Origin of the sequence: Bhargavaea cecembensis (genome assembly GCF_000826125.2) — a bacterium.
GTDB classification, from domain to species: Bacteria; Bacillota; Bacilli; order Bacillales_A; family Planococcaceae; genus Bhargavaea; species Bhargavaea cecembensis_B.
On sequence record NZ_LN651371.1, the window covers coordinates 26,274 to 48,946 of the forward strand.

The 22,673-nt window shown below is 57.1% G+C and carries 25 protein-coding genes and 1 riboswitch; of the genes, 3 read left to right on the forward strand and 22 right to left on the reverse strand.

All coding sequences use genetic code 11. The features are described from left to right. Nucleotides 1–40 precede the first annotated feature (40 nt). Nucleotides 41–1,555 carry a leucyl aminopeptidase gene (locus BN1189_RS00570; RefSeq protein WP_040224604.1) on the reverse strand — a complete coding sequence of 505 codons (1,515 nt, stop codon included), beginning with the start codon at nt 1,553–1,555 and terminating at the stop codon, nt 41–43. A gap of 121 nt (nt 1,556–1,676) precedes the next feature. Between BN1189_RS00570 and BN1189_RS00575 the strand changes: the two genes are divergently transcribed. Next, complete coding sequence (locus BN1189_RS00575) at nt 1,677–2,156, forward strand: divergent PAP2 family protein (RefSeq protein ID WP_040224605.1); 480 nt, start codon at nt 1,677–1,679, stop codon at nt 2,154–2,156. Nucleotides 2,157–2,202: 46 nt separating this feature from the next. Here the strand turns inward: BN1189_RS00575 and BN1189_RS00580 are convergent, their stop codons facing one another. The 5 genes from BN1189_RS00580 to BN1189_RS00600 all read right to left on the reverse strand — a co-directional run bounded on the left by BN1189_RS00580 (nt 2,203) and on the right by BN1189_RS00600 (nt 5,514). Further along, nucleotides 2,203–2,475, reverse strand: coding sequence for a YuiB family protein (locus tag BN1189_RS00580; RefSeq protein WP_373604607.1), 273 nt, complete (start codon nt 2,473–2,475; stop codon nt 2,203–2,205). Nucleotides 2,476–2,631: 156 nt separating this feature from the next. Then, on the reverse strand, nt 2,632–3,126 hold the full coding sequence (locus BN1189_RS00585) for an NUDIX domain-containing protein (RefSeq protein WP_040224607.1): 495 nt from the start codon (nt 3,124–3,126) through the stop codon (nt 2,632–2,634). Between the two features lie 104 nt (nt 3,127–3,230). Further along, nucleotides 3,231–4,448 (reverse strand): NAD(P)/FAD-dependent oxidoreductase, encoded by a 1,218-nt coding sequence (locus BN1189_RS00590; protein ID WP_040224612.1) that lies wholly within the window; start codon nt 4,446–4,448, stop codon nt 3,231–3,233. 164 nt (nt 4,449–4,612) lie between these two features. Then, entirely contained in the window at nt 4,613–4,975 is a 363-nt protein-coding gene (locus BN1189_RS00595) for a HesB/IscA family protein (protein WP_040224614.1), read from the reverse strand. 245 nt (nt 4,976–5,220) lie between these two features. Then, complete coding sequence (locus tag BN1189_RS00600) at nt 5,221–5,514, reverse strand: NifU family protein (protein WP_373604604.1); 294 nt, start codon at nt 5,512–5,514, stop codon at nt 5,221–5,223. A gap of 25 nt (nt 5,515–5,539) precedes the next feature. Here BN1189_RS00600 and BN1189_RS00605 point away from each other — a divergent pair, with 25 nt between their 5' ends. Next, entirely contained in the window at nt 5,540–5,872 is a 333-nt protein-coding gene (locus tag BN1189_RS00605; RefSeq protein WP_040224618.1) for a YuzD family protein, read from the forward strand. A 105-nt stretch (nt 5,873–5,977) separates the two neighbouring features. Here BN1189_RS00605 and BN1189_RS00610 read toward each other — a convergent pair whose 3' ends face one another. Beyond that, nucleotides 5,978–7,045 (reverse strand): NAD(P)/FAD-dependent oxidoreductase, encoded by a 1,068-nt coding sequence (locus BN1189_RS00610; RefSeq protein ID WP_040224620.1) that lies wholly within the window; start codon nt 7,043–7,045, stop codon nt 5,978–5,980. 149 nt (nt 7,046–7,194) lie between these two features. Between BN1189_RS00610 and BN1189_RS00615 the strand changes: the two genes are divergently transcribed. After that, on the forward strand, nt 7,195–7,431 hold the full coding sequence (locus BN1189_RS00615; protein ID WP_040224622.1) for a YuzB family protein: 237 nt from the start codon (nt 7,195–7,197) through the stop codon (nt 7,429–7,431). A 50-nt stretch (nt 7,432–7,481) separates the two neighbouring features. On the opposite strand, the gene BN1189_RS00620 is transcribed toward BN1189_RS00615, so the two are convergent. The 15 genes from BN1189_RS00620 to sufB all read right to left on the reverse strand — a co-directional run bounded on the left by BN1189_RS00620 (nt 7,482) and on the right by sufB (nt 22,670). Then, nucleotides 7,482–8,156: a DUF4956 domain-containing protein gene (locus BN1189_RS00620; protein WP_040224624.1), complete on the reverse strand. Its 675-nt coding sequence runs from the start codon at nt 8,154–8,156 to the stop codon at nt 7,482–7,484. A 1-nt stretch (nt 8,157) separates the two neighbouring features. After that, nucleotides 8,158–8,922 (reverse strand): polyphosphate polymerase domain-containing protein, encoded by a 765-nt coding sequence (locus tag BN1189_RS00625; RefSeq protein ID WP_040224626.1) that lies wholly within the window; start codon nt 8,920–8,922, stop codon nt 8,158–8,160. 691 nt (nt 8,923–9,613) lie between these two features. Beyond that, the gene (locus BN1189_RS00630; protein ID WP_040224627.1) at nt 9,614–10,378 is read right to left on the reverse strand and encodes a TIGR01457 family HAD-type hydrolase; all 765 of its coding nucleotides are present in this window, start codon (nt 10,376–10,378) and stop codon (nt 9,614–9,616) included. After that, nucleotides 10,375–10,827 carry a DUF86 domain-containing protein gene (locus tag BN1189_RS00635; RefSeq protein WP_040224628.1) on the reverse strand — a complete coding sequence of 151 codons (453 nt, stop codon included), beginning with the start codon at nt 10,825–10,827 and terminating at the stop codon, nt 10,375–10,377. Before BN1189_RS00635 ends, BN1189_RS00630 begins: the two co-directional genes overlap by 4 nt. A gap of 41 nt (nt 10,828–10,868) precedes the next feature. Beyond that, a complete protein-coding gene (locus BN1189_RS00640) occupies nt 10,869–11,216 on the reverse strand; it encodes a YutD family protein (RefSeq protein WP_040224629.1) in 348 nt (115 codons plus the stop codon). Nucleotides 11,217–11,231: 15 nt separating this feature from the next. Further along, nucleotides 11,232–12,164: a lipoyl synthase gene (gene lipA, locus BN1189_RS00645; protein WP_040224853.1), complete on the reverse strand. Its 933-nt coding sequence runs from the start codon at nt 12,162–12,164 to the stop codon at nt 11,232–11,234. 157 nt (nt 12,165–12,321) lie between these two features. After that, nucleotides 12,322–12,426, reverse strand: coding sequence for a methionine/alanine import family NSS transporter small subunit (locus BN1189_RS15755; protein ID WP_143242221.1), 105 nt, complete (start codon nt 12,424–12,426; stop codon nt 12,322–12,324). Between the two features lie 17 nt (nt 12,427–12,443). Next, nucleotides 12,444–13,967, reverse strand: a complete 1,524-nt coding sequence (locus BN1189_RS00650) for a sodium-dependent transporter (RefSeq protein ID WP_040224630.1) — start codon at nt 13,965–13,967, stop codon at nt 12,444–12,446. A 177-nt stretch (nt 13,968–14,144) separates the two neighbouring features. After that, nucleotides 14,145–15,743, reverse strand: a complete 1,599-nt coding sequence (locus BN1189_RS00655; protein WP_040224856.1) for a Na+/H+ antiporter NhaC family protein — start codon at nt 15,741–15,743, stop codon at nt 14,145–14,147. 126 nt (nt 15,744–15,869) lie between these two features. Further along, a riboswitch (Lysine riboswitch) is annotated at nt 15,870–16,051 on the reverse strand. Nucleotides 16,052–16,111: 60 nt separating this feature from the next. Continuing rightward, entirely contained in the window at nt 16,112–16,879 is a 768-nt protein-coding gene (yunB, locus tag BN1189_RS00660) for a sporulation protein YunB (RefSeq protein ID WP_040224631.1), read from the reverse strand. 41 nt (nt 16,880–16,920) lie between these two features. Next, the gene (locus tag BN1189_RS00665; RefSeq protein WP_040224632.1) at nt 16,921–18,300 is read right to left on the reverse strand and encodes a bifunctional metallophosphatase/5'-nucleotidase; all 1,380 of its coding nucleotides are present in this window, start codon (nt 18,298–18,300) and stop codon (nt 16,921–16,923) included. 5 nt (nt 18,301–18,305) lie between these two features. Then, the gene (locus tag BN1189_RS00670; protein WP_040224633.1) at nt 18,306–19,133 is read right to left on the reverse strand and encodes a sulfite exporter TauE/SafE family protein; all 828 of its coding nucleotides are present in this window, start codon (nt 19,131–19,133) and stop codon (nt 18,306–18,308) included. Further along, a complete protein-coding gene (locus BN1189_RS00675; protein ID WP_040224858.1) occupies nt 19,134–20,000 on the reverse strand; it encodes a DUF72 domain-containing protein in 867 nt (288 codons plus the stop codon). It abuts the gene before it with no gap. A 319-nt stretch (nt 20,001–20,319) separates the two neighbouring features. Next, complete coding sequence (locus BN1189_RS00680; protein ID WP_069201928.1) at nt 20,320–21,165, reverse strand: aldo/keto reductase; 846 nt, start codon at nt 21,163–21,165, stop codon at nt 20,320–20,322. A 107-nt stretch (nt 21,166–21,272) separates the two neighbouring features. Then, nucleotides 21,273–22,670, reverse strand: coding sequence for a Fe-S cluster assembly protein SufB (gene sufB / locus BN1189_RS00685; RefSeq protein ID WP_040224635.1), 1,398 nt, complete (start codon nt 22,668–22,670; stop codon nt 21,273–21,275). Nucleotides 22,671–22,673: the final 3 nt, after the last annotated feature.

Here is a 22,673-nt window from a genome sequence, read left to right on the forward strand (position 1 = left end):
ACGCTATCCTATGCGGAAGCCCGGAAAGGGGCTGGGCGCTTCAGTCTTCCAGCTGCCCTTCTTCTGCCATGAAATCAACGAGCGTGGCCAGTGTGCGGACCATGACGCCCGTGCCGCCTTTCGGTCCGAGATCATGGGCAGATGAGGCATCGGAAGTCCCGGCGATATCCAGATGGATCCAAGGCGTCTCCCCGGCAAACTCACCGACGAAGCCCCCGCCGAAGATCATGTGGCCATCGCCCCCCGGAGAATTGTTCAGATCCGCGACTTCGCTTTTGCGGATCCGCTTTTTATCCCGGTCCGTGAGCGGCAGCCGCCAGACGAACTCGCCGGTCTCTGATGCCGCCTCCAGGAATGTCTCGAAGAACGCTTCATTGTTCGTCAGTGCGCCCGTCTTGTCATACCCGAGCGCGGTGATGACCCCGCCCGTCAAGGTCGCGACGTCGACAAGATAATCGGCGCCTGATTGTTTGGCGTAGGTGACGGCATCGGCCAGCACGAGGCGGCCCTCCGCGTCGGTGTTCAGGATTTCGATCGTTTTGCCGCTCAGTGATGTGATCACGTCATCCGGCTTGAAGGCGCTGCCCGAAATCATATTGTCGGTCGATGCGATGACCGCCACAACGTTTTTTTCCGGACGAAGATTTCCGATGATGCGCATCGCGCCGAGCACCGCAGCGGCTCCGCCCATATCGCCCTTCATCCCGACAATTCCGGTTTTCGTCTTCAGGGAATAACCGCCGGTATCGAAGGTGATCCCCTTCCCGACAAGACCGACAACATCTTCCCACTTGTCCGTTCCCTGGTATTTCAGGACGATGAGCCGGGGCTCCTCGACAGAACCTTGGTTGACGGCAAGCAGCGCACCCATCCCGAGTTCTTCCATCTCCGCCTTGCCGAGCACTTCGATCTCAAAGCCGTATTGCTCGGCCAGCTCCTTGGCGTAGTCCGCCATCGCGGTGGCCGTCAGCATGTTGCCCGGCGTGTTCACGAGATCCCGCGCTTCGTTCACGGCATCGGCATAGATCCGGCCGCTGCGGAATGCGGTCATGAGCGATTCCCCGTCCGACTCGGACAAAAGAAGAACGTTCCGGATTTCGGCCTGGCGCTCGTTGGATCCTGTTTTATAGCCTTCAAATTCATAGGAACCGAGTCCCATTCCTTCAGCGGCCGCCCACGCGATGTCCGCGTCCCCGAAATCACCGGTCGCAAAAGACTCCGTCCAGACTGCCGCCGATTCGGCCTTCATCTTCCGGAGCTCCTTGCCGACTGCCGAGAAGACGTTCCGGAGATCGTCCGCGTCCAGCTTCTTGTCATTGCCGAGTCCCGCGAACAGGACCCGCTTGAACCCCTTCCCGGAGCCTGCCGGGACACGCGCCATCTCTTTCAGGCCGTTCGGCACATCGCCGCTGCGGATCCAGTCTGCGAGCGCGCCGCCGAACACCTCTTCGATCTGCTTCCAGTTTTGCACGTGCTCGGTATGTTTCGGCACCCCGACGACGAGCACATCGGCTTCAAAGCCGGACAACCTGTTCTCTCTTACTTCCACTTCCATTTCTGATCCCCTCCATCCGATTTCCTTCTCCATTATAACGGATTCCGGAGCAACGGTCAGTCCAAGGCCCGTTATGTTATAATCGGTTCAATCGCCGATGCCTGAAAGGTTGTGCCGCATCATGGAGATCTTCCACAATATCCCCCTCTGGGTCGCGCTGTTCAGCATCTTCTTCGCCCAGTTCGTCAAAATCCCGATTCATTATCTCATGACCCGGAAGCTGGACTGGTCCCTCTTCACTTCGACCGGCGGCATGCCGAGCTCCCATTCCGCCGCTGTCACTTCACTGACGACGGCCATCGGATTCGAGCACGGAACCGGCTCCTCCATTTTCGCCCTGTCCGTCATCTTCTCTGTCATCGTCATGTTCGATGCTTCCGGCATCCGGTTCCAGGCCGGCCAGCAGGCGGTCGTCATCAACCAGATGCGCGAGGACTTCCGCTCCTTCATCCAAACGACGATCGATTGGCAGAAAAAAGACGGCCAGCAGAAGATCGAAGAACTGAAGACCCTCCTCGGCCACAAGCCGAGTGAAGTGTACGCCGGCGCCTTGACCGGCATCCTCATCTCGATTGTCCTCTATACGCTCATCCTCGGATGAAGCCCATGAAAAAAGCGTTCCGCACCTGAGTGCAGAACGCTTTTTTTCAAAACATCCGGTACCCCTGCCGCCGCAGGATGATCATCACGATTCCCGCGAGAATGGCCCCGACCATCCCGCCGGACAGGATGATGACGTCCGCTGCATGGAGTGCCATCAGTCTGTCCCCGAGGCGGCTGAAGGCCTCTCCGGGGCTCGTGAAGTACTTCGTGAAGCCGACGTCATCCACGATCAGGACGACGACGATCGGATAGACGATGGCCATAAGCCAGGTCATCCTCAACAGCATATTGACCAGAAAGCCGATCCCGAAGAACATGACGATGAACAACAGGACCGACAAAGTGACTTCTATAATGGATAATGATCCGTTCAATGCGATAACCTCCGATTTCCCTCCACCAGTTTACCCGAACGGGAAATGTCTTTCAACAGGCCGGTGCCGGTTCACCGGATTGTCGGAAATTCGCCTGAATCATTTCCGGAAATAAAACTTGTAGCTTGTATAGCCGAATATATCCCCCGGCCAGGCGCCCTCCACTTCCGGCAGGCCTTCTTCCACGGCCACACCGGCAATTTCATGGATGAGCAACGATGAGTCCTCGGATTCAGCCAGCTCAAACGGCGTCATCCAGCAGGCTTCCTCAATCTCCCGTTCCTGCGGAATCACGGGCTGCTGGCCGCTGACCGGCCTCAGGAGGAAAATCGCCATGTTGTCGCTCACTTCCCCTTTCAGCACACCCGTGCGGAACCCGACCATCCCGGCCGCCACCGTCCGGATTCCGGTCTCTTCCCCGACTTCCCGGACGGCCGCTTCATCCGCCCGTTCCCCGGGCTCGACAAAACCGGCCGGAAAAGACCATTTCCCTTTTAGTCCGCCGTACTTCTTTTTCACGACAAGCCATTTCCCGTCACCGTCCATGACCAGTCCGGCCGCCCCGAGCCAGACGTTCCCCCGTTCTTTCTTCACCGAGAACTCCCCCTTATTGATCGACTGCGCGGGCCTTGCACATGCTCCGCAATCGGTGAAATAGAAAAACCGGCCGGGTCTGCCCGGCCGGCTGGATCATTTCATCAGAAGAAATCAAACTTCCCTTTTTTGAAGACGAGCGGAAGGCCGCCGATCATGTACAGTGCCCGGTTGTCGATCATCTTCTTCATGAAGCTGGCGGAAGCACCCGTCACTTTCTTGCCTCCAAAGATGTCACCGATCGCATCGTCATCACCGAGCGAGCAGACGGTCCCTTTCAGGTCCGGAACAAACTTGTGCGTCGGCTTTCCTTGCGTCAGGGCGATGATGTTCTCCGCGACCTGAACGCCCTGCTGCATGGCGATCTGAGCAGTCGGCGGGTAAGGACGGCCGGCATCCTCGTTCATCATGAATGCGCAGTCGCCGACGATGAATACATCATCATAGCCGGGCGCACGCATATCTTCGCGGACGGCCACGCGGGCGCGCTTGCTTTCGATCGACGTAGACTCGATCAGGCTGCTGCCGCGGACACCCGCAGCCCAGACGACCGTGCCGGCTTTGATAAATTCGAATTCATCATCGCCTTTTTTAATTTTGACGCCCTCTGGTGTCGCTTCGACGACCGGCGTGCCGATCGAGAACTCAATCCCTTTGGACTCAAGGCGGGAAACTGCATATTTCACCAGTTCCGGATCAAAGCCAGGGAGGACCATCGGAGCCGCCTCCACGCAGATTACCCGGACTTTTTCCTTCGGCACGTCGAACTCCTTGCACAGTTCCGGAACCCGGTTGCCGAGCTCGCCAAGGAACTCGATGCCCGTGAAGCCGGCGCCGCCGACGACGATCGTCAGGCGGCTGTCGTCTTTCTCTTCTTCCAGCGACCAGGTCGCGAACTGATACTCGATGTGTTCACGGATCTGACGTGCGGCATTGACGTTGGCGATGCTGAGCGCATATTGGTCCAGCCCCGTGATGCCGAATGTTTCGCCTTCAAAGCCGAGGCCGATGACGAGGTAGTCGTAGGTGAACTCCCCTGCATCCGTCGAGACTTTCTTGCCGTCGACGTCGATCGCTTCGACAGTCGCCTGCACGAACTTCACTTTGTTTTCGTTGATGACCCGCTTGATATCATAACGGACATCCTCAGGCTTGAGCGTCCCCGCCGAAGCCTCGTGGAGCCAGGTTGATTCATAGTGGTAGTCGTTCTTGTTGATCAGGATCACGTCCATGTCGTCTGTCCCGATCTTTTTTTGGAGGTTGACGACGGTGGACAAGCCTCCATAGCCGGCGCCGAGCACCAAAACAGTAGGTCTCTTCACTTTAATCCAAACCACCTTTGAGGAAATTATATATTCAGGACGGCGTCATGCCGCGATTGTCACGGCACTCGCCGTTTTCGACAAAAACCATCATCCTTAGTTTAGTCCTTTATAAATATGAATTCAAGGGGACACGCCAAATAAAAAAGACCGGAATTCCGGTCTCAGCAATCGCCGGGCGAACCGGCCTTCGTTTTGGTCCTGAATGAGGTGCCACATCCGCAGGAAGCGATTGCGTTCGGATTTGTAATCGTGAATCCGCCGCCCATGAGCGACTGTTTATAGTCGACTTTCGTACCGGTCAAGATTCCGCCGTCTTCCTTCGAAACGAGGATCTGCAGTCCGTGCTGTTCCAGCAGTTCGTCGTCCTCGTGGCGTTCCCTCGTGAAGTTGAGTCCATATGTCAGTCCGCTGCAGCCGCCGCCATTGACGCCCACGCGAAGGTAAGAACCTTCCTCTTCATTGTGGCGCATCATTTCCTTGACTTGGAAAGCTGCCGCTTCTGTCAGTTCGACCGTCTGTGTCATCTTCCTCACTCCTTTCACTCATCATATCAAAGGCGGAGCCGGGCATTCAACCGGCCGGCTCCGAATCGGCTCTATAAAAGGGGATATCCGAAAAGCGGGAAAAGGGGATATCCGAAAAGCGGGCGCCCTTGCAGAAAAAAGCAAAAAGCAAGGACTCCGGCCGGCTGCTCCGCAGAATTCTCCAGACGTCCTTGCTTTTTTGATTCCACCGAGCATTTTAGCACTTCCCGGAAAGCCCCGGACGGTCAGAAGACTTGTTCTACTTCGACGACACCGGGCACTTCTTCAAGGAGTGCACGCTCAATGCCGGCTTTCAATGTAATCGTCGAACTTGGGCATGTTCCGCACGCACCGAGAAGCCGGAGCTTCACAATGCCTTCCTCGACATCGACGAGTTCGCAGTCGCCGCCGTCTCGGAGAAGAAACGGGCGCAGTTTATCCAGGACTTCCTGTACTCCATCCAACATCGCTGTATCTGTCACTTCGATTCGACTCCTTTCACTGCTATCATTATAATAGGTATAGAGCGGAAAATCCATTAAGCAATCCGGAGGGGGATGCAGAATGAACGATCAGAAGGTGAAAATCGAAGTTTATGGCGCAGATGTCATCTGTGCAAGCTGCGTGAATGCACCGTCCTCAAAAGATACGTATGAGTGGCTGGATGCGGCGATTTCACGGAAATATCCGGATCAGCCGTTCACGATCGACTACATCGACATCGAGGGGCCGGTCGAGGACCCGGAACAGGCAGAAATTGCCGAACAGGTAAGGAACGATGAGTTCTTCTATCCGCTTGTCCGGATCGGCAACGAAGTGGTCGGCGAAGGCTACATCCGGCTGAAGCCCGTTTTCCTTGAGCTTGAAAAGCATGGCTTTTCGGCGGCTGCCGAGTGAGATCCTCTTCAGTCTGTGACAAAAGCGGCCCTGCCACACATGGCGGGCCGCTTTCTTATGATGCGGAAAAAGGACAGGACTTATTCACCGCGCGACCGGCCGGTATCAGCCGTTATGCCATTTGTACATCCACAGAATGCCGGACTTCAAAAGACGCGCAATCCGTCCGGTGACGGTCCGGTCTGCCAGGAAGGCGAAGCCCTTCTTCTTGCCGAGCGAGCCGACGAAGCCCTGAAGCTTGATTTCCGGCATTTTCTCGGGCAGCTCTTCCCCGTTCCAGCGCATCTTCAGGACTTTGACGATCTGCTCTCCCTGTTCCTCCGCCAAATAGGCGCTCGGCGCATGCGGCAGTGCGGCGCAGTCCCCGACCACGTAAACGTTTTCGTTTCCGGGAACATGATGATGGGGAGTCAGGACAACCCGGCCGCCCCGATCCGATTCCAGTCCGAGATTGCGGACGGCTTCAACCGGCCGGATTCCGGCGGTCCAGACGACGGCGTCCACTTCAATCGAGTTTTCATGGTTATAGAGCGTGTTCGGCTCCACCTTCGTAATGTTCGAGTTGCTGACGACGTCCACATTGTGCTCGTCGAACCAGCTTTGCACATAATTGCTGAGCCGCTCGGGGAAATCCCTCAAGACGCGCGGCCCCCGGTCGAACAGCTTGATGCGCAGATCCGGCCGGCTTTCCCTCAGCTCGCTCGCCAGTTCAATGCCGCTCAGGCCGGCCCCGACGATTCCGACGGACGCGCCTTCTCCGAGGTTCAGGAGATGACGGTACGTGTCGCGGGACTTTCCGATCGTCTGGATGCTGTGGGTGTGTTCGGCTGCACCCGGGACATTGTGATAGTTATCATCGCACCCGAGACCGATGACGAGATCGTCATAATCGATCTGTTCTCCGTTGTCGAGGAAAACCCGCTTTTCCTCCAGGTTGACGTCGATGATTTCACCTGTCACGACCTTCAGGCGCTCATGCTCCGGAAGGGCGACCCGGACCTCGGCGTCCGGGACCGTTCCCGCGGCAAGCGCATAGAATTCCGTCTTCAGACTGTGGAACGGCGTCCGGTCGACGAGGATGATTTCCCGGTCTTCGGGAAGATTATTCGGCAGCAGGCGCAGCAGGATGCGCATATTCCCGTAGCCTGCGCCGAGCAGGACTAGTTTTTTCATAAAGAAATTCTCCTTTTGGCACATTGCGGACTATTCGTTTCTACTCTCCATCGCCATTATATCTGAATGTGAGAGGTTTCACAATAAGCCGTTCAATTGACGGGAAGGAGAAAAAAGAGTACGATTTCCCGGTGAGAGAGGTGATTTTTGTGAATCCGATTGTCGAGTTCTGCATGAGCAACATGGCTTGCGGTTCACAGAAGACGTTTGAGGAACTGGAGCAGGACCCGAACCTCGATGTTCTGGAATACGGCTGCCTCAGCTTCTGCTCCCAGTGCGCGGAATCGCTCTATGCGGTCGTGAACGGGGAGATCGTCGAAGGCGAAACGCCCGAAGAGCTGAAAGAAAACATTTACCGGTTTATAGAGGAAAATCCGCTATTTTAATAGATGAAAGGGAGCAGCGCCCGAGGGCGTTGCTCCCTTTTTATTTTTGTTCATTTCCCCAGATAAGTGAGGGTGACTTTCAGGTTGGCATTTCTCTCGCGGATGCGGTCCAGCAGATCCCGGTCCAGCGTATCCGGCTTGCCCTGGATGGCGTACGTATAAAGGATCATCGTGCCGAGATCGGTCGTTTCCACTTGGCGGAGCTCATGGCTCAGCGTGAATTCATTGAGAATCCCGTCAAACAGCCCTTCATGGTTCATTGTCTCCGGCACGGTCACTTTCAGGATCTGCATATGCTTGCCTTTTGCATAGCCGGTCCGGTGCAGCAGGTAAAACGCCAGGCTGGCGAAGACCGTCAGCACGATTGCCAAGTCGAACCGGTAGAGTCCCGCCGTCATGCCGACGCAGAGGCCGAAGAAGATATAGGAGATATCCTTGGCGTCCGTCACTTCGCTCCGGAACCGGATGAGCGAGAACACGGCAAACAGTCCGAACGCCACGCCGGCATTGTCACTGACCACATTCATGACGACCGAGACGATGACGCTCATCATGATGATCGTGTGCGCGAATGCCTGGGAGTACCGCTGCCCGGTGAACGTCCGTCTATAGACGACGGTGATGATCAGGCTCAGTACGAACGATATGACCATCGCGACGATGCTCAGTGCCACCGTCCCCCCTGCCTGCAATTCCTGATGAAAAATTGATTCGAACATATCCATTTCAATATCCTCCTATCAGCATCTGTTCATAAGCGTGTTCATGGGGCTGCGGCCGGCGCTCCGCCAGAAGTTCATGAGCCGTGCAGAATTTCGATTCGCTCTTCTGCAGGCATCCGGTCTCCTGCAGGACGCGCGCAAGCCAGAGCGGCACGCTGTTGTCCACTTTCACTTCCAGGATGACGAGGCCCGGATCGACGAAGTGGTGCCCGTACGGCCCCTTTTCGACGCCAAGATCTTCTTCTCTGCACCTCAGATTAAAGTCGAATGTCACCCGGACCGACGGATCATCCGTCTGGTGAAGCGCATGCCGGTCATAGCTTACGACCATTTCGGGGTGCAGGCGATAATGACGCCGGAACCGGTCGATCTCTTTCAGGACCTGGACATTTGTCGTGTCGAAATCTTCCAGCGGGACCGCTCCGCCTTCTCTGAGGTACCGGTAGGCTTCCTTCAGCGGGAGCACCGTCCGTCTCTTATGGGTGATTTTCCGGTTTTTCTGTTTTGTCTCGAAGAAGGCTTTCCCGTCCGGTCCCGGCGTGTCGTACACCCGCAGACGCAGTTTCTGCCGGAACTTGAGCCGGTTCTTCACTTCAAAATAGATGGTGCTCTCGTCGTTGTCGAAGTAAAGCGTCGTGACGGTATAGCGCCCGTCCTTCCCGTTTTTGTCCGGCCTCAGCCTTGATCCCGCCCGGAGGAGCAGCTGACGGTACTGATCCACGGTGATCAGGTACTTCTGCTCCCGCCTTGTGAATATTTCAATGGCCATGCTCCCGTCCTCCTCATCAATCTTTGTAAATACAGCATACCGGGCCCCCATGAGGAACCGGTGAGAGCCAGATGAGAAGTTGATGAGTAAATTATGGTAAGTAAGCCGGGGTGCAGGGAGCGGGTGATGGCGGAGGATGTCCGGGCGGAGTGGAATCGGAGTATGGGCTGATAAATCGGAGTATGGATGCCATTTTCGGAGTATGGACAGGAAAATCGGAGTATGGATGCCAATTTCGGAGTATGGACAGGAAAATCGGAGTATGGGTCCCATTTTCGGAGTATGGACAGGAAAATCAGAGTATGGATGCTAATTTCGGAGTATGGACAGGAAAATCGGAGTATGGACGTCATTTTCGGAGTATGGGCGGGAAGATCGGAGTATGGACGTCATTTTCGGAGTATGGGCGGGAAAATCGGAGTATGGGTGCCATTTTCGGGATGGTGTCCCGTTCTCTGTGTAATTTCATTTCAGAAGAGAAACTCCTGAGACACCTGCGGAAAATACTAATGAGCTTGCTCCCGGGCTCGCTCCGATTGCACTCAGCCCCGTTCCGATTGCACTCGGCGATCCTCCGATTGCACTCGGCGGTCCTCCGATGACACTCGCCTCATTCCGCGCCTGATTATCACCTTCCCGAGCATGACAAAAGCCGCCCCGAAACGGGCGGCTTTCCTTGTCCAAAAAAGTATTACTCATATAATTCCCCGAGCGTCCGAACGCTGACGGTGGGCTGCTCGGGATAACGGACGAGGTCTTCGGTCCGCGTCACGCCGGTGTCCACGTGGATTGTATCAATGCCGAAGCGGAGGCCGGCAGCGATGTCGGTTTCATAATTGTCCCCGACCAGGACCATCTCTTTCTTCTTGACGCCATGGATCTTCGCAATCTCGGACAGCATATGGCCGGCCGGTTTTCCGATGATGGTCGGCTTCACGCCTGTCGTCAGCTCGATGAGCCCGGCGAAAGCTCCGTTCCCGGGTACGAGTCCCCGCTCATTCGGGAACGCCCGGTCTCCGTTCGTCGCAATGAACCGGGCCCCTCCAGAAACGGCCAGGCAGGCGGAGGCAAGCTTGGCGTAGCTGATGTCCCGGTCGATTCCGATTACAACCGTTTCACCGCCTGCCGTTACAATCCGGTGGCCCGCCAGCTCCAATGCCTGACGCAGGCCGTCTTCGCCGATCATGAACACGTCCTGTTTTCCGAATTCGTTCAAGAGATAGCCGGCAGTGGTGATCGAAGAGGTCATGATCTCTTCCGGCCCGGCGGCGATCCCCATCCGGCCGAGCTTTTCCGCCTGCTGGTCCGGAGTCAGGGCGGAGTTGTTCGTCATGTAGAAAACCTGCCGTCCCTCTTTCCGGAGAAGCTCGATCAGACCGACCGCCTCGGGGATCGCCGACTCACCCCGGTAGACTGTCCCATCCAGGTCAAAGCACCAAGCCCTGTAATCTCTCATTCTTTATCTTCTGGAAGAAAAGCGGATACCGGGCCGAGCTCCTCGGCGAGGTACCGCCGGACATCCCCCGGAAATCTTTTCAGGGAAGGCAATGCCTGGGCTATGGTCCGCTCTGTTTCCGCACCGTCCACGTTCATGAATTCACGTACGACCATTTTGCGGAGGCCGACGAGCTTTTTCAGCGGGGCTTCCACGTCTTGGCCGATCACTTTTTCATCAAGGAGAATATCAAGGATATCTTCGTAGCTGCCCGGGTCTCGCATGATGAACCCGTCAATCATCGTATTGCCGATATCGATGACAGACTCGATCAGATTATGGGCAATACGCTCCAGAGCCAGTTCCGTCACCGGATCACCGCTCCAGTTTTGGCGCTGTTCGAATATATTCAGCAGATGTTCCATATGGGACGCCGTTTCTTCCACTTTGTTGCGGTCGATGAAATACATACTACTCCTCCTGTTCGTTCAAGGCGAAAACCCGCAACGGTTCATTCGCCGTCCTGCGGGTCCTCATCTTCCTGTGCCGCATCCGGTTCTGCCGGACGGCGGGTGTTCCCTTTTTGGCGCCCTGTCTTTTTCAGGACAAAGTAGGCGCATCCGAAATTGCAGTGTTCGAACAGATAATCCTGAAGGGTGCTGATTTTCGTGCCGACCGTCGCCTTCGGGTTCCGGTCATCGAAAAATCCGCGAAGCCGGAGCTGGCCGTATCCCCAGTCCCCGACAATATAATCGTACTTCGACAAGATTTCACTGTACCGGTCATTCACGGCCTCCTCCTGGAAGCCGTCCCGGTAATCCTCCAGGATCTCATATTCATTCTGTTCAAGTCGGATCATATCCGGTCACCTTCCTCATGCCTGGGGAGCCGGAGCGAGCTCCTCCCCGCGTCTCTGCCGCTCCTTGGCTGCGGCATTGACCTGTTCGTCCGCATGATAGCTGCTTCGGACGAGAGGGCCTGCCTCGCAGTGTGAGAAACCCTTGGTCATGGCGATCTTCCGCAGCTCGCCGAACTCCTGCGGCGTGTAGTATTTCTGGACTTTCAAGTGTTTTTTCGTCGGCTGCAAGTACTGGCCGATCGTCATGATGTCGACATGGTTGGCACGCAGGTCGTCCATCGTTTCGATGATCTCGTCCCACGTTTCCCCGAGGCCGAGCATGAGCGAGGACTTCGTCGGGATATCCGGCTGCATCTCCTTTGCACGGCGGAGAAACTCAAGCGACCGGTCATACGTGGCGCGTGCCCGGACACGCTTCGTCAGGCTGCGGACCGTCTCGATGTTGTGGTTCAGGATGTCCGGTCGGGCGTCCATGAGGATCTTCAGACTGTCATATTCCCCCGCAAGGTCCGAAGGGAGAACCTCAACCGTCGTGAACGGGCTTTTGCGCCGGATCGCCCGGATCGTCTCTGCCAGCACCCCAGCACCGCCGTCCCGCTGATCGTCCCGTGCCACCATCGTGATGACCGCGTGCTTCAGGTTCATAAGGGCCACCGAATCCGCCACCCGCTCCGGCTCGGCAAGATCCAGCTCGTTCGGAAGGCCCGTCTTCACCGCACAGAAACGGCAGGCCCGCGTGCATACCGCACCGAGAATCATGAACGTCGCCGTCCGGCGTTCTCCCCAGCACTCATGGATATTCGGGCAGCGCGCCTCTTCACAAACAGTATGAAGTCCCTTTTCACGCATCATCTTTTTCAGGTCCATGTAGTTTTCGTTCGTATTCAGCTTGATCTTCAGCCAGTCCGGCTTTCGGAGGTAGTCGTTTCCCGGCTTGCAAGAAGTCATCCCCATCGGCTCCATTCTCTCTGTTTTGTTAACGCTCAGTGTTTTCAATGTACCATAAGGCAACCGGGACGACAACAGCAGGGGCCGCTCGGGAGAAATCCGTCATGCATTTTTCTGAAATGAAAGAAGCGCCCCTCGGCCGGGACGCTCCTGAAGTTTACTTGTTTCGTGATTTGGCCACTGCATTGGCGATGCTCGCCGCAAGGCCGCCCCAGATGATCAAGATGCCGAGGATCATCATGAAGATTGCCGATCCGCTCATGGCAGTTCCCCCTTTTCTCAGTCTCTGTCGTACGGCTGCATGGCCCGGCTGTTCCACTTGAACAGAGAGAACACGATGCCGAGGACGAGCACCCCGATTGCAACCGACCATCCGGCGCCCATGATGAAGGCATCCGAGTATCCTTCATAGTTCCCGGTCGGATTGTCGAACCGCTTGCCGAGGTTTTCCCGGAGCAGGTCGATCATCATGATGCTGAGGACGACCGGCGTGATGACCATCAGCGACAGCTTCCACCAGCCGCCGATGCGGATATCCGACATCGAATCGGCGTGCGTCTTGAACAGATCGAGTTTGCGGAACACCCAGGCCACCGCGATGACTTCCACCAGGCCGAGGGCTGCGACACCGAACTGGTTGATGAAGTAGTCGACCGCATCCAGGAAGTACAGGCCGCCGCGTGTGGCGAACAGCGTAGAGACGAGGAATGCAATCCCTGCCCCGAAGAGAACCGCCTTGTTCCGGGAGATGCCGAACTTATCTGCCAGGCCCGACACATACGTCTCACAGATCGAGATGAGGGATGTGAGACCCGCCAGGACGAGCGACAGGAAGAACAGGACCCCGAACAGGCTGTTCAGCCCCGGGAATTCATTGATGATCTGCGGGAAGACCGCAAATGCGAGCCCGACCCCGGCGGTCGCCACTTCCGATACCGGCACGTTCGCCTGAGCAGCCATGAAGCCGAGTGCGGCGAATACCCCGATCCCCGCAAGCAGCTCGAAGCCGGAGTTGGCAAATCCGGTGATGAACGCGTTGTTCGTGATGTCCGACTTGCGCGGCAGATAACTCGAGTAAGTGATCATGATGGCGAAGGCGATCGAAAGGCTGAAGAAAATATGCCCGTATGCCGCCACCCAGACCGTTCCGTTTGCAAGCTGGCTCAGATCCGGCTTGAAGAAGGCGTCAAGCCCGGAGAGCGCGCCGGGCAGTGTGACCGCCCGGATGACAATGGCCAGAAACACAACGACGAGCGTCGGGATGAAGATGCGGTTCGCCATTTCGATCCCTTTCTTGACGCCGGCGAACAGAATGGCGAAGACGATGACCCACACGAGGATGAGCGGGATGAGGACGCCCGGCACATAGCCGCCCGCCTGCCCCGGCGTATCGCCGAGATGGAGGACCGAGTTGTACAGGAAGCCCTCCGTGTCGCTTCCCCATTTCTGACCGAACGAGTAGATCGTATACTTCATCGCCCATGCAATAATGACTGCGTAGTACGTGGAAATGGCGAAGGCGACGAAAATCCCCCACCAGCCGAGCCACTCCGCTTTTTTCCCTTCCATCCTGAAGAAGGACAGCGGTGCCGAACCTCGATATTTCTGTCCGATCGTAAACTCCATGATCAAAATCGGGATTCCGGCGGTCAAAAGAGCAAATAAGTACGGAATGAAAAATGCACCGCCGCCATTTTCATAGGCAACATACGGAAACCGCCAGATGTTCCCGAGTCCGACGGCAGAACCGACAGCCGCCATGATAAAGCCGGCCCTCGTCCCCCACTGCGAACGCTGTTCCATGGTTTTCCCCCTTTTCCCCCGCCCGTTCATTTACCGGACGGGAATTTTATACTTTTCAGATAACTCTATCTTATTGTAAGTATAACGTCCTCAAAATATGAAGTCAAAGCATTTTTTAATTTTCGACAACTTTCGGAGACATGACAAAAGGCAGGGGCATGGCCCCTGCCGAAAGTCTTAGTTTCCAGTTTGGTGACGGACGGCGGAAGGTGCAGCCGACCGTCCCTTGAATGTCCAGATGACGATCACTGCCGCAAGGAGGATCGACAAAGTGAGGATCCCCGCCCAGACCGAGTCGGTCACGCCGAGGACGATGTAGCCGACGGCAGCAATGGCGGCGCTCGCCAGCGCGTAAGGCAGCTGGGTCGCCACATGGTCAATATGGTTGGAACCGGCGCCCGTCGAGGACATGATCGTCGAGTCCGAGATCGGTGAACAGTGATCCCCGAACACCGAGCCGCCGAGGACGGCTGCCAGTGAGGCTAGCAGCATTTCCGGAGCCGCGTCCAGCATGACCTGTCCGGCGATCGGAAGCAAGATCCCGAACGATCCCCATGAAGTGCCGGTGGCAAATGACATGACGCCCGCCAGGATAAACATGATTGCCGGAAGCAGGACGACCGGCACATTCGCCTTCTGGACGACCTCGGAAAGGAATGCACCCGTCTCGAGCTCGCCGATCAGGTAAGTGAGCGCCCAGGCGAAGACGAGGATGGAGACAGCCGGCATCATCGCCTTGAGGCCGCTGATGAACGCGGAACCGATATAGGAAATCTTTGCGGTCTCATTATGCTTCAGCTGGGTCATGTAAAGCAGGGCGGCGACGAGTACGCCCGCGATGCCTCCGGACAGCAGTGCAACCGGCACATCGGTCAGTTCAAAGATGGTCCAAATGTCCGCATATCCCATTTCCGCTATGCTCGCCCGGTAGCCGGTGAAGAACATTCCGCCGAATGTGACGGCGACGAGCGTGACGATCGGCAGGACGAGATCGATGACGCGGCCGTGGCTGTGCACCGGGAATTCTTCTTTCAGCTCGCCGGGAATCGCTTTTTCCGAGTCGTACAGTTCGCCTGTTTCCATCGCACGGCGCTCGTGCTTGCGCATTTCGCCGAAGTCAAAGTCGCTGAACGCCGCGAAGAACACGAAGACGAGCGTGGCCAGCACATAGAAGTTCATCGGGATCATGAGCAGGAACGCTTCGAGCGGCGTATAGCTGACAACAGCCGCTCCGGCTAGGATCGTGCCGATGACGCCGATCAGGTACGCCCCCCAGCTGGATACCGGCGCGATGGCGCAGATCGGTGCGGAAGTGGAGTCGATGAAGTAGGCGAGCTTTGCGCGGGACACTTTGTGCGTGTCGGTGATCGGCCGCGCAATCTGGCCGACCGCGAGCGCATTGAAGTAATCATCCACAAAAATCAGGATCCCGAGAAACGCCGCGAGCAGCTTGGCGCCCCGGCGGGTCCGGATCCGCTTTGTCGCCCACTCCGCGAATGCACGGCTGCCTCCCGAGAGGCTGACAAAGGCGGTCAAGACACCGAGAAAGAGGACGAACAGCATGATGAAGATATTGTACGTGTTGAGCCCGCCGTCCCAGAAACTGACCGTGAACGCCTTCCAGAGCGTCGCCGCCGAATCGGCCGGTTTGAAGGCGGCGGTGATGAGCGCACCGGCGACGATGCCCGAGCCGAGCGACAGGAGCACCCGTTTCGTGAGGAGCACCATGACGATGGCGATCAGCGGGGGCAGAATTGAAAAGATGGTACCTGACATGTTCCATTCCTCCATTCCGAGGGAGAGGCTCCATTCAAGCAAAAAACGGCCGGCATCCTGCGCGTGTGCGCAAAAGGAAACCGGCCGCCTACTGTTCGTCAGTTGAAATAGATATCATAACAACGTACGATCTGTAGCTCTCCATACGGACATTAGTTCCGTATGACAGTGCCATCCCTGTTCGGAATGGCCCCAGCAGACCTTCATTGACAATCCGGTCCACTTCGGCAATGCTTCCTTTTACGCACGGTCATAGCTGTCAAACTCGCGTGTGTGACTCATAAGCAATTGCGGCCTCTACCCAATCGATATTCTGATTAATTGACTTATAGGATAACAGGATTCCGGCCGGATTGCAAGCGTCTTTTTCACTCTTCCGGAAGCGGGACCGGAACTTCGATCGACGGCGGGTCGACGGCTCCCTTGTTGAAGATGTACGGCACCTGCCCCTGCACGAGTCCGATGGCAACCGGAATCCTCTGCTCGATCCTCGACTGCTTGGAGGCGAACGGAACGATGATCTGGACATTCACCTGGATGATCGCCGTGACTTCGACGAGCGCATTGTTGATGCCGAACTCGCGGATTTCCGTCTTCGGATTGGCGTGGACATCCCCGATCACATGGAACCGGACGGGGATCTTCGGTCCGAGATTGCCGAGCATCGGCATGCCGATCGCCTGGGCAAGCGGGACGAAAAAGACGATGCCGTCCCTGTCTCTCATCGTCTCCACGTCGTATTCGATGCTTTCAAGCTTCGGAAGTGCGCTCAGTTCCCCCGCCTCCGCCTTCTCGAGGTAATCCGAGACGAGCCCGTGCGTTTCCGCGATGAACCGGTTGATGATCTCGGTGTTCAGCTTGGCGGTGACGACTTCCGATTGGTCGGACGGGACATATTCGATGATTTCATTGATATCGATCGCCGTCTTCGTATCAAGCGCTTTCGCGATGACTTCGGAGGCGATTTTATTCGTCTGGACTTCCGCATACCGGGTGAGCGCGGGAGAGAGCCGTTCATTGAAATAGAAAAAGAGAAGGAAGATCAGCAAAACGCCGATCGGAAGCAGGAGCGGCAGCAGCCGCCTCTTTCCCGTCCGGGTCCGGACTTTTCGCCTGCGCGCATACGGAAATCTCAATAAAAATCCCCCTTCCCCATCGTATGGGCAGGAGGATCTGATTATGAACCGGCCGCGCCGAACATCCGGACGGCGTGCTCCGCAAGCACGTCACGGATGAACTCGGGCATAAAGTACTTTTTCGGGAGCAGCTTGAAGGACGGGAAAAAGAACCCGTATGTGAACAGGTCGAGTGTGGCCAGCCGGTAAGTCCGTCCGCGGTCGAGGGGATGTCCGGCGACAAGCAGGCGCCCGTCCTCCGACTTCGTGAGCCGGTGGTGGATCATTGCGCCCATCACCTCACCGCGGAAGCCGAGCCCTTTTAGCCGGATGTCGGGCCATTCCGGATCGAAGCTGAGGTCATACGCCTCTTCGAGTTCCTCCCCGGTCAGCTCGATCACGCACGGATTGATCGGGTGGGGCATGAGCCGGTGAAGGTCCATGCGCGAGACACCGCCGGCGCGGAGGCCGCCGAGGAAGATGCCGGAGTTATACATGGCGCAGTCCGCATCCGTATGTATGCGGAGGGCATCGGAAAAGAACTTGGAGAGCGGAGAGGGGCCGGTCCAGCTTTCCGGCATGGCGGCCGGATTAAAGAAGACCGGATCTGCCATGAGCCGCTCCGCCTCTTTGCGGAGACCCGCATCAAACGACAGGTCATCACCGGGCGCAGGCAGCGTCTCCGAATCATGGACGGTCGCAGATGAATCCACAAGCGTTCCTTTCACCGTGTCGAAGGACAGCGTGATTTCCCCCACATACTGGCCCCACTTCCCCGCCGCCCCGATCAGGGTCTCCCCGATCCGGCGGCCCTCCGCATATACATGGTGGGTGTGGGCACCGAGGATCACGTCGACCGACCCTTCCGCCTCTTCCGCGAGCCTGTCATCTGCCGTCGAGCCCATATGGGACAGGCAGATGACGAGGTCGCAGTGCGCCTTCACGCCCGGTGCGGCCGCAGCCAGCCAGGCGCCCGGCTTCCCGATCCGCCAGCCTAGGCTTTCATAGGAAGAAGTGAAATCGGCCGTCGCCCCGATCAGGCCGATGCGGATGCCGGAGGGCGTCGTCAGGATCGCTTCTTCCGATGCCCAGTCCGGCAGCGACCCGTCTGGCCGGGTCAGGTTGCCGAGCACGACCGGGAACGGGACGCCCCGGTAAAGGCCGTCCAGGTCGTCCGGCGCAAGCGTGATCCCCTCGTTGTTGCCGATCGTGACGGCGTCATAGCCGAGGTCTTCAAGCATCGCCATGTTCCCCTTGCCGAGCGTTGCCTCCGTATACGGATGGGACCGGTCGATATGATCCCCGATATCAAACAGGAAACAAGGCTCGCCGGCAGCCTCATGTTCGGCCAGGCGCTCCTTGAGGAAGCTGCGGATCCGCGGCCACTTCTCAAAATGGCTGTGCAGATCGTTCGTATGGTAAATGTGAATGGTTTCTATCATATTGTCTATCCACCCCAAATCCCTTCATAGATCGACCGGATCCCCATCAGGAGAAGGATGAACCGGAGTGCCAAGACGAGCCGCTCCGAATTCAGCCGCTTGTTGAGCGCGGCCCCGATCTTTGCACCGATGAACGCCGCAGGCACGACCGGCAAGGTATAGAGCCACGGAACGTTCCCGAGCGTGATATGGCTCATCGAATTGACGACCGCCGACAGAAACACCATGAACATGGAAGTCCCGACCGCCATATGCGGCGGAAAAAGAAACAGCAGGATCATCGCCGGCACGATGATCGATCCGCCGCCGATGCCGAACAGTCCCGACGCGAACCCGACGCCGAACGTCAAAATGAGCGCGAACCAGACCGGATAGCCATAAGTATATTCCGCCCCGGCCGGGTCTATGTATGTCCGCTTCCTTCCCCTTTCCACGAACCAGCCGACCGGCTTCAAGTATTTCCTCACGAGCAGCAGTGTGGAGAGGAAGATGAGCAGAATTCCGAAATAAAGATTGAACGAAGGCAGATCCAGGCCTTTGTTCACATAGGCGCCGAGGATCGTCCCCGGCACGCTTCCCGCAAAGAAGATCAGCCCGCTCCGGTAGTCGACGGTCTTTGACTTCATATAGGAGAGCGTCGAGGAAAGGCCCGTGAAAATCATCATGATGACGGACAGGCCGACGACCTTTTGCGGAGTGAGGCCCGGGACGAGCCCGAGCGTGATGCCGAAATAAAGGGAAGCGGGAACGAGGATGATCCCTCCGCCGAGCCCGACGAGTGCCCCGACGATGCCGGCAAGCAGCGCTGCGGCTCCGAGGATCACAAACTCCATCTACCACTCCCCCTTGTCGAACAGATCCAGCTGCCTGCCGCCGGGCCCTCCCGGCTCGATGCCGGCGATCTCCATGAACCGCTTGGCATTCTCGGCGGCATGCCCCCCGGAATTATTGTTGAAGATGACATAGACGTCCCGGCACTGGTCCGCGATCGCCCGGACCCCTTCCGCAATCCCTTCCAGCTCTTTGTCATTGTAGTCATAGAGATAGCGGACTTCCCGCCACTTCTTGCCGTCCCGGCCCTCCGCTTTCCAACCGGCGGTGTTGCGCCCGTGCAGGCGGACGAGCGTCTTGTCGTCCCGTGTCGCGACCGGGACGAACGGAACGCTCCCTTCACCTGCCTGGGGCTCATCGCAGACCGTATGGATGAATCCCTGCTGCCGGAGGAAGTCGAGCGTTCCCTGGCGGTATTTCTCGGAATACCAGGACTGATGGCGGAACTCGACAGCCACGTCAAACCCCTCCAGCTGTGCCTTCAGCCGGCGCAGGATGCCGACATGTTCCTTCGTGCAGTCAAACCACGGCGGATACTGGGCGAGCACCATCGGCAGCTTCCCGGCCTCTTTGAGCGGACCGACGGACAGCTGGTAGAGGCCGAACATCTCTTCTTCGGATTCGTATGGAAGCGGACCCCGGTGATGCCCGGTCATGCCCTGGTAGGCTTTCGTGATGAAGCCGAAGCCGTCCGGCGTTTCACTGATCCATTTCCGGATATTCCGTTCGGGCTGGATTGCATAGAACGTCGAATCCAGTTCCACGATCGGAAAGTGTCCGCTGTAATCCTGCAGCTTCTCCGTCTTTTTAGAAGACGGGCTATAAACGTCCGGATGGTCTCCCCAGCCGGTCAGCCCCACTTTGATCATCGCCGAATCCTCTCCTTCCCCGGTCATTATCATCATCTTATCATATTCCTCGTGTTGTCCCCTCGCCCGTCGGCATCCGGGCAACGGCAGGGGTGAACTCCGGTAAACGGGACAAGACCGGACGGCCGTTCGAATGAAATCCTATCAGACCTCTCTCTGAGGGATTCATTAAAAATCGTCCGGCTGTCGTGCAGGCAGTCCGGACGTCCATCAGTATCCATGCATTTAACCGGATCGATGTTCCGCAGCCTTGGATCATCTGATTTTGCCGATTCCGGCAGACTTCCGGGCAACCGGCATCCCGTTCTCCCGCTGCCCGTCAGAATTCCTGGTAGACGGCGGGGTCCTGATCATCGATCCTGCCGTCTGGACGGCTGAGCCCGTCGATTTTCTTCATATCATCCCCGCTTAACTCAAAGCCGAAAATCGAGAGGTTCTCCCGCTGGCGTTCCGGTGATGACGACCGGGGAATCGTCACGGCGCCGTGCTGATGATGCCACCGCAGGACGATCTGTGCAGGCGTCTTGCCGTACGCGTCTGCCAGGGCCATGATCGTTTCGTCGCCCAGCAAGCCCCGGCCGCGGAAAAGCGGGCTCCAGGCTTCGGTGACGATGCCGCGCTCCTCCTGCCATCGCCTCTGTGAAGACTGGTTGAAGAATGGGTGCATCTCGATCTGATTAATGACAGGCAGCTCGCCGGTCTCCTTGTCCAGCCTCTCCAAGTGCTCCGGCAGGAAGTTGCTGACACCGATGGAACGGACGAGCCCCCGTTTCTTCGCATCGATCAACGCTTTCCACGCTTCCACATATTTTCCCTCTTTCGGGTTCGGCCAGTGGATCAGATACAGATCGAAATAATCGAGCTGTGCCCGAAACAGGGATTCCTCAATCGCTTTGATCGCTTCGTCATAACCATGGTACCGGCCCGGAAGCTTGGAGGTGACGGGCAGTTCGTTGCGGCTCGCCGGGCCTTGCCGGATCGCTTCTCCGAGCGTGCCTTCATTTTCGTAATTATATGCCGAGTCGATGAGCCGGTATCCGTCTTCGATTGCCGACCGGATCGCCAGCACACCCTCGCTCCCTTTCAGAAATACGGTCCCAAAACCGATCACCGGGATTTCGAGCCCGTCTCTGAGTCTGATTTTCGGAATCTCCAACACCATCACTCCTTCTCCTTGTAAGCTACCACCAAATTATGAGGACTACACTCATGCGGCGGAATCCATCATAAAAAACCCGTCACAACGTTAGCTGTGACGGGCAGGGAGGCAGATCAGCCGATTGAGCCTTCCATTTCAAATTTAATCAAACGGTTCATTTCAACTGCGTACTCCATCGGCAGTTCTTTCGTGAACGGCTCGATGAAGCCCATGACGATCATTTCTGTCGCTTCCTGCTCGGAAATCCCGCGGCTCATGAGGTAGAAGAGCTGCTCCTCGGAGACTTTCGACACTTTCGCCTCGTGTTCGAGGGAGATGTTGTCGTTGAGGATTTCGTTGTACGGAATCGTGTCGGACGTCGACTGGTTGTCCATGATCAGCGTATCGCACTCGATGTTCGACCGGGCGCCGGACGCCTTGCGGCCGAAGTGGACAATCCCGCGGTACGAGACTTTCCCGCCGTGTTTCGAGATCGACTTCGAGACGATCGAGGACGATGTGTTCGGTGCGAGGTGCATCATCTTCGCGCCTGCGTCCTGGTGCTGGCCCTTGCCCGCGATGGCGATCGAGAGCGTCATGCCGCGTGCGCCTTCGCCTTTGAGCAGGACGGACGGGTACTTCATCGTCAGCTTGGAGCCGATGTTGCCGTCGATCCATTCCATTGTGGCATTTTCCTCTGCAACCGCACGCTTCGTGACGAGGTTGTAGACGTTGTTCGCCCAGTTCTGGATCGTCGTATAGCGGCAGTAGGCATCTTTCTTGATGATGATTTCAACGACCGCGGAGTGAAGCGAGTTCGTCGTATAGACAGGTGCCGTGCAGCCCTCGACATAGTGGACGCTTGCGCCCTCGTCGACGATGATGAGCGTCCGTTCGAACTGGCCCATGTTCTCGGAGTTGATCCGGAAGTAGGCCTGGAGCGGCGTATCGACCTTTACGCCAGGCGGCACGTAGATGAAGGAACCGCCCGACCAGACGGCGGAGTTCAGGGCAGAGAACTTGTTGTCCGCCGCCGGAATGACCGTCGCCCAGTATTTCCGGAAGAGCTCTTCGTTTTCACGGAGCGCCGAGTCGGTGTCCTTGAAGACGATGCCCATTTCCTCCAGGTCTTCCTTCATGTTGTGGTAGACCACCTCGGACTCATACTGCGCCGAGACGCCCGCCAGGTATTTTTGTTCCGCTTCAGGAATGCCGAGCTTGTCGAACGTGCGCTTGATTTCCTCAGGCACTTCGTCCCACGAGCGTTCTGTTGCTTCGGACGGTTTCACGTAGTAGGTGATTTCATCGAAGTTCAGTTCGCTCAGATCTCCGCCCCAGAGAGGCATCGGTTTCTTGTAGAAGATCTCGAGGGATTTCAGTCGGAAGTCGAGCATCCATTGCGGCTCTTCCTTCATGCGGGAGATCTCTTCGACGATTTCGCGGGTCAAGCCGCGCTTCGAACGGAAAACCGAGACATCTTTGTCGTGGAAGCCGTATTTATAATCGCCGATTTCCGGCATATTCTTTGCCATGCT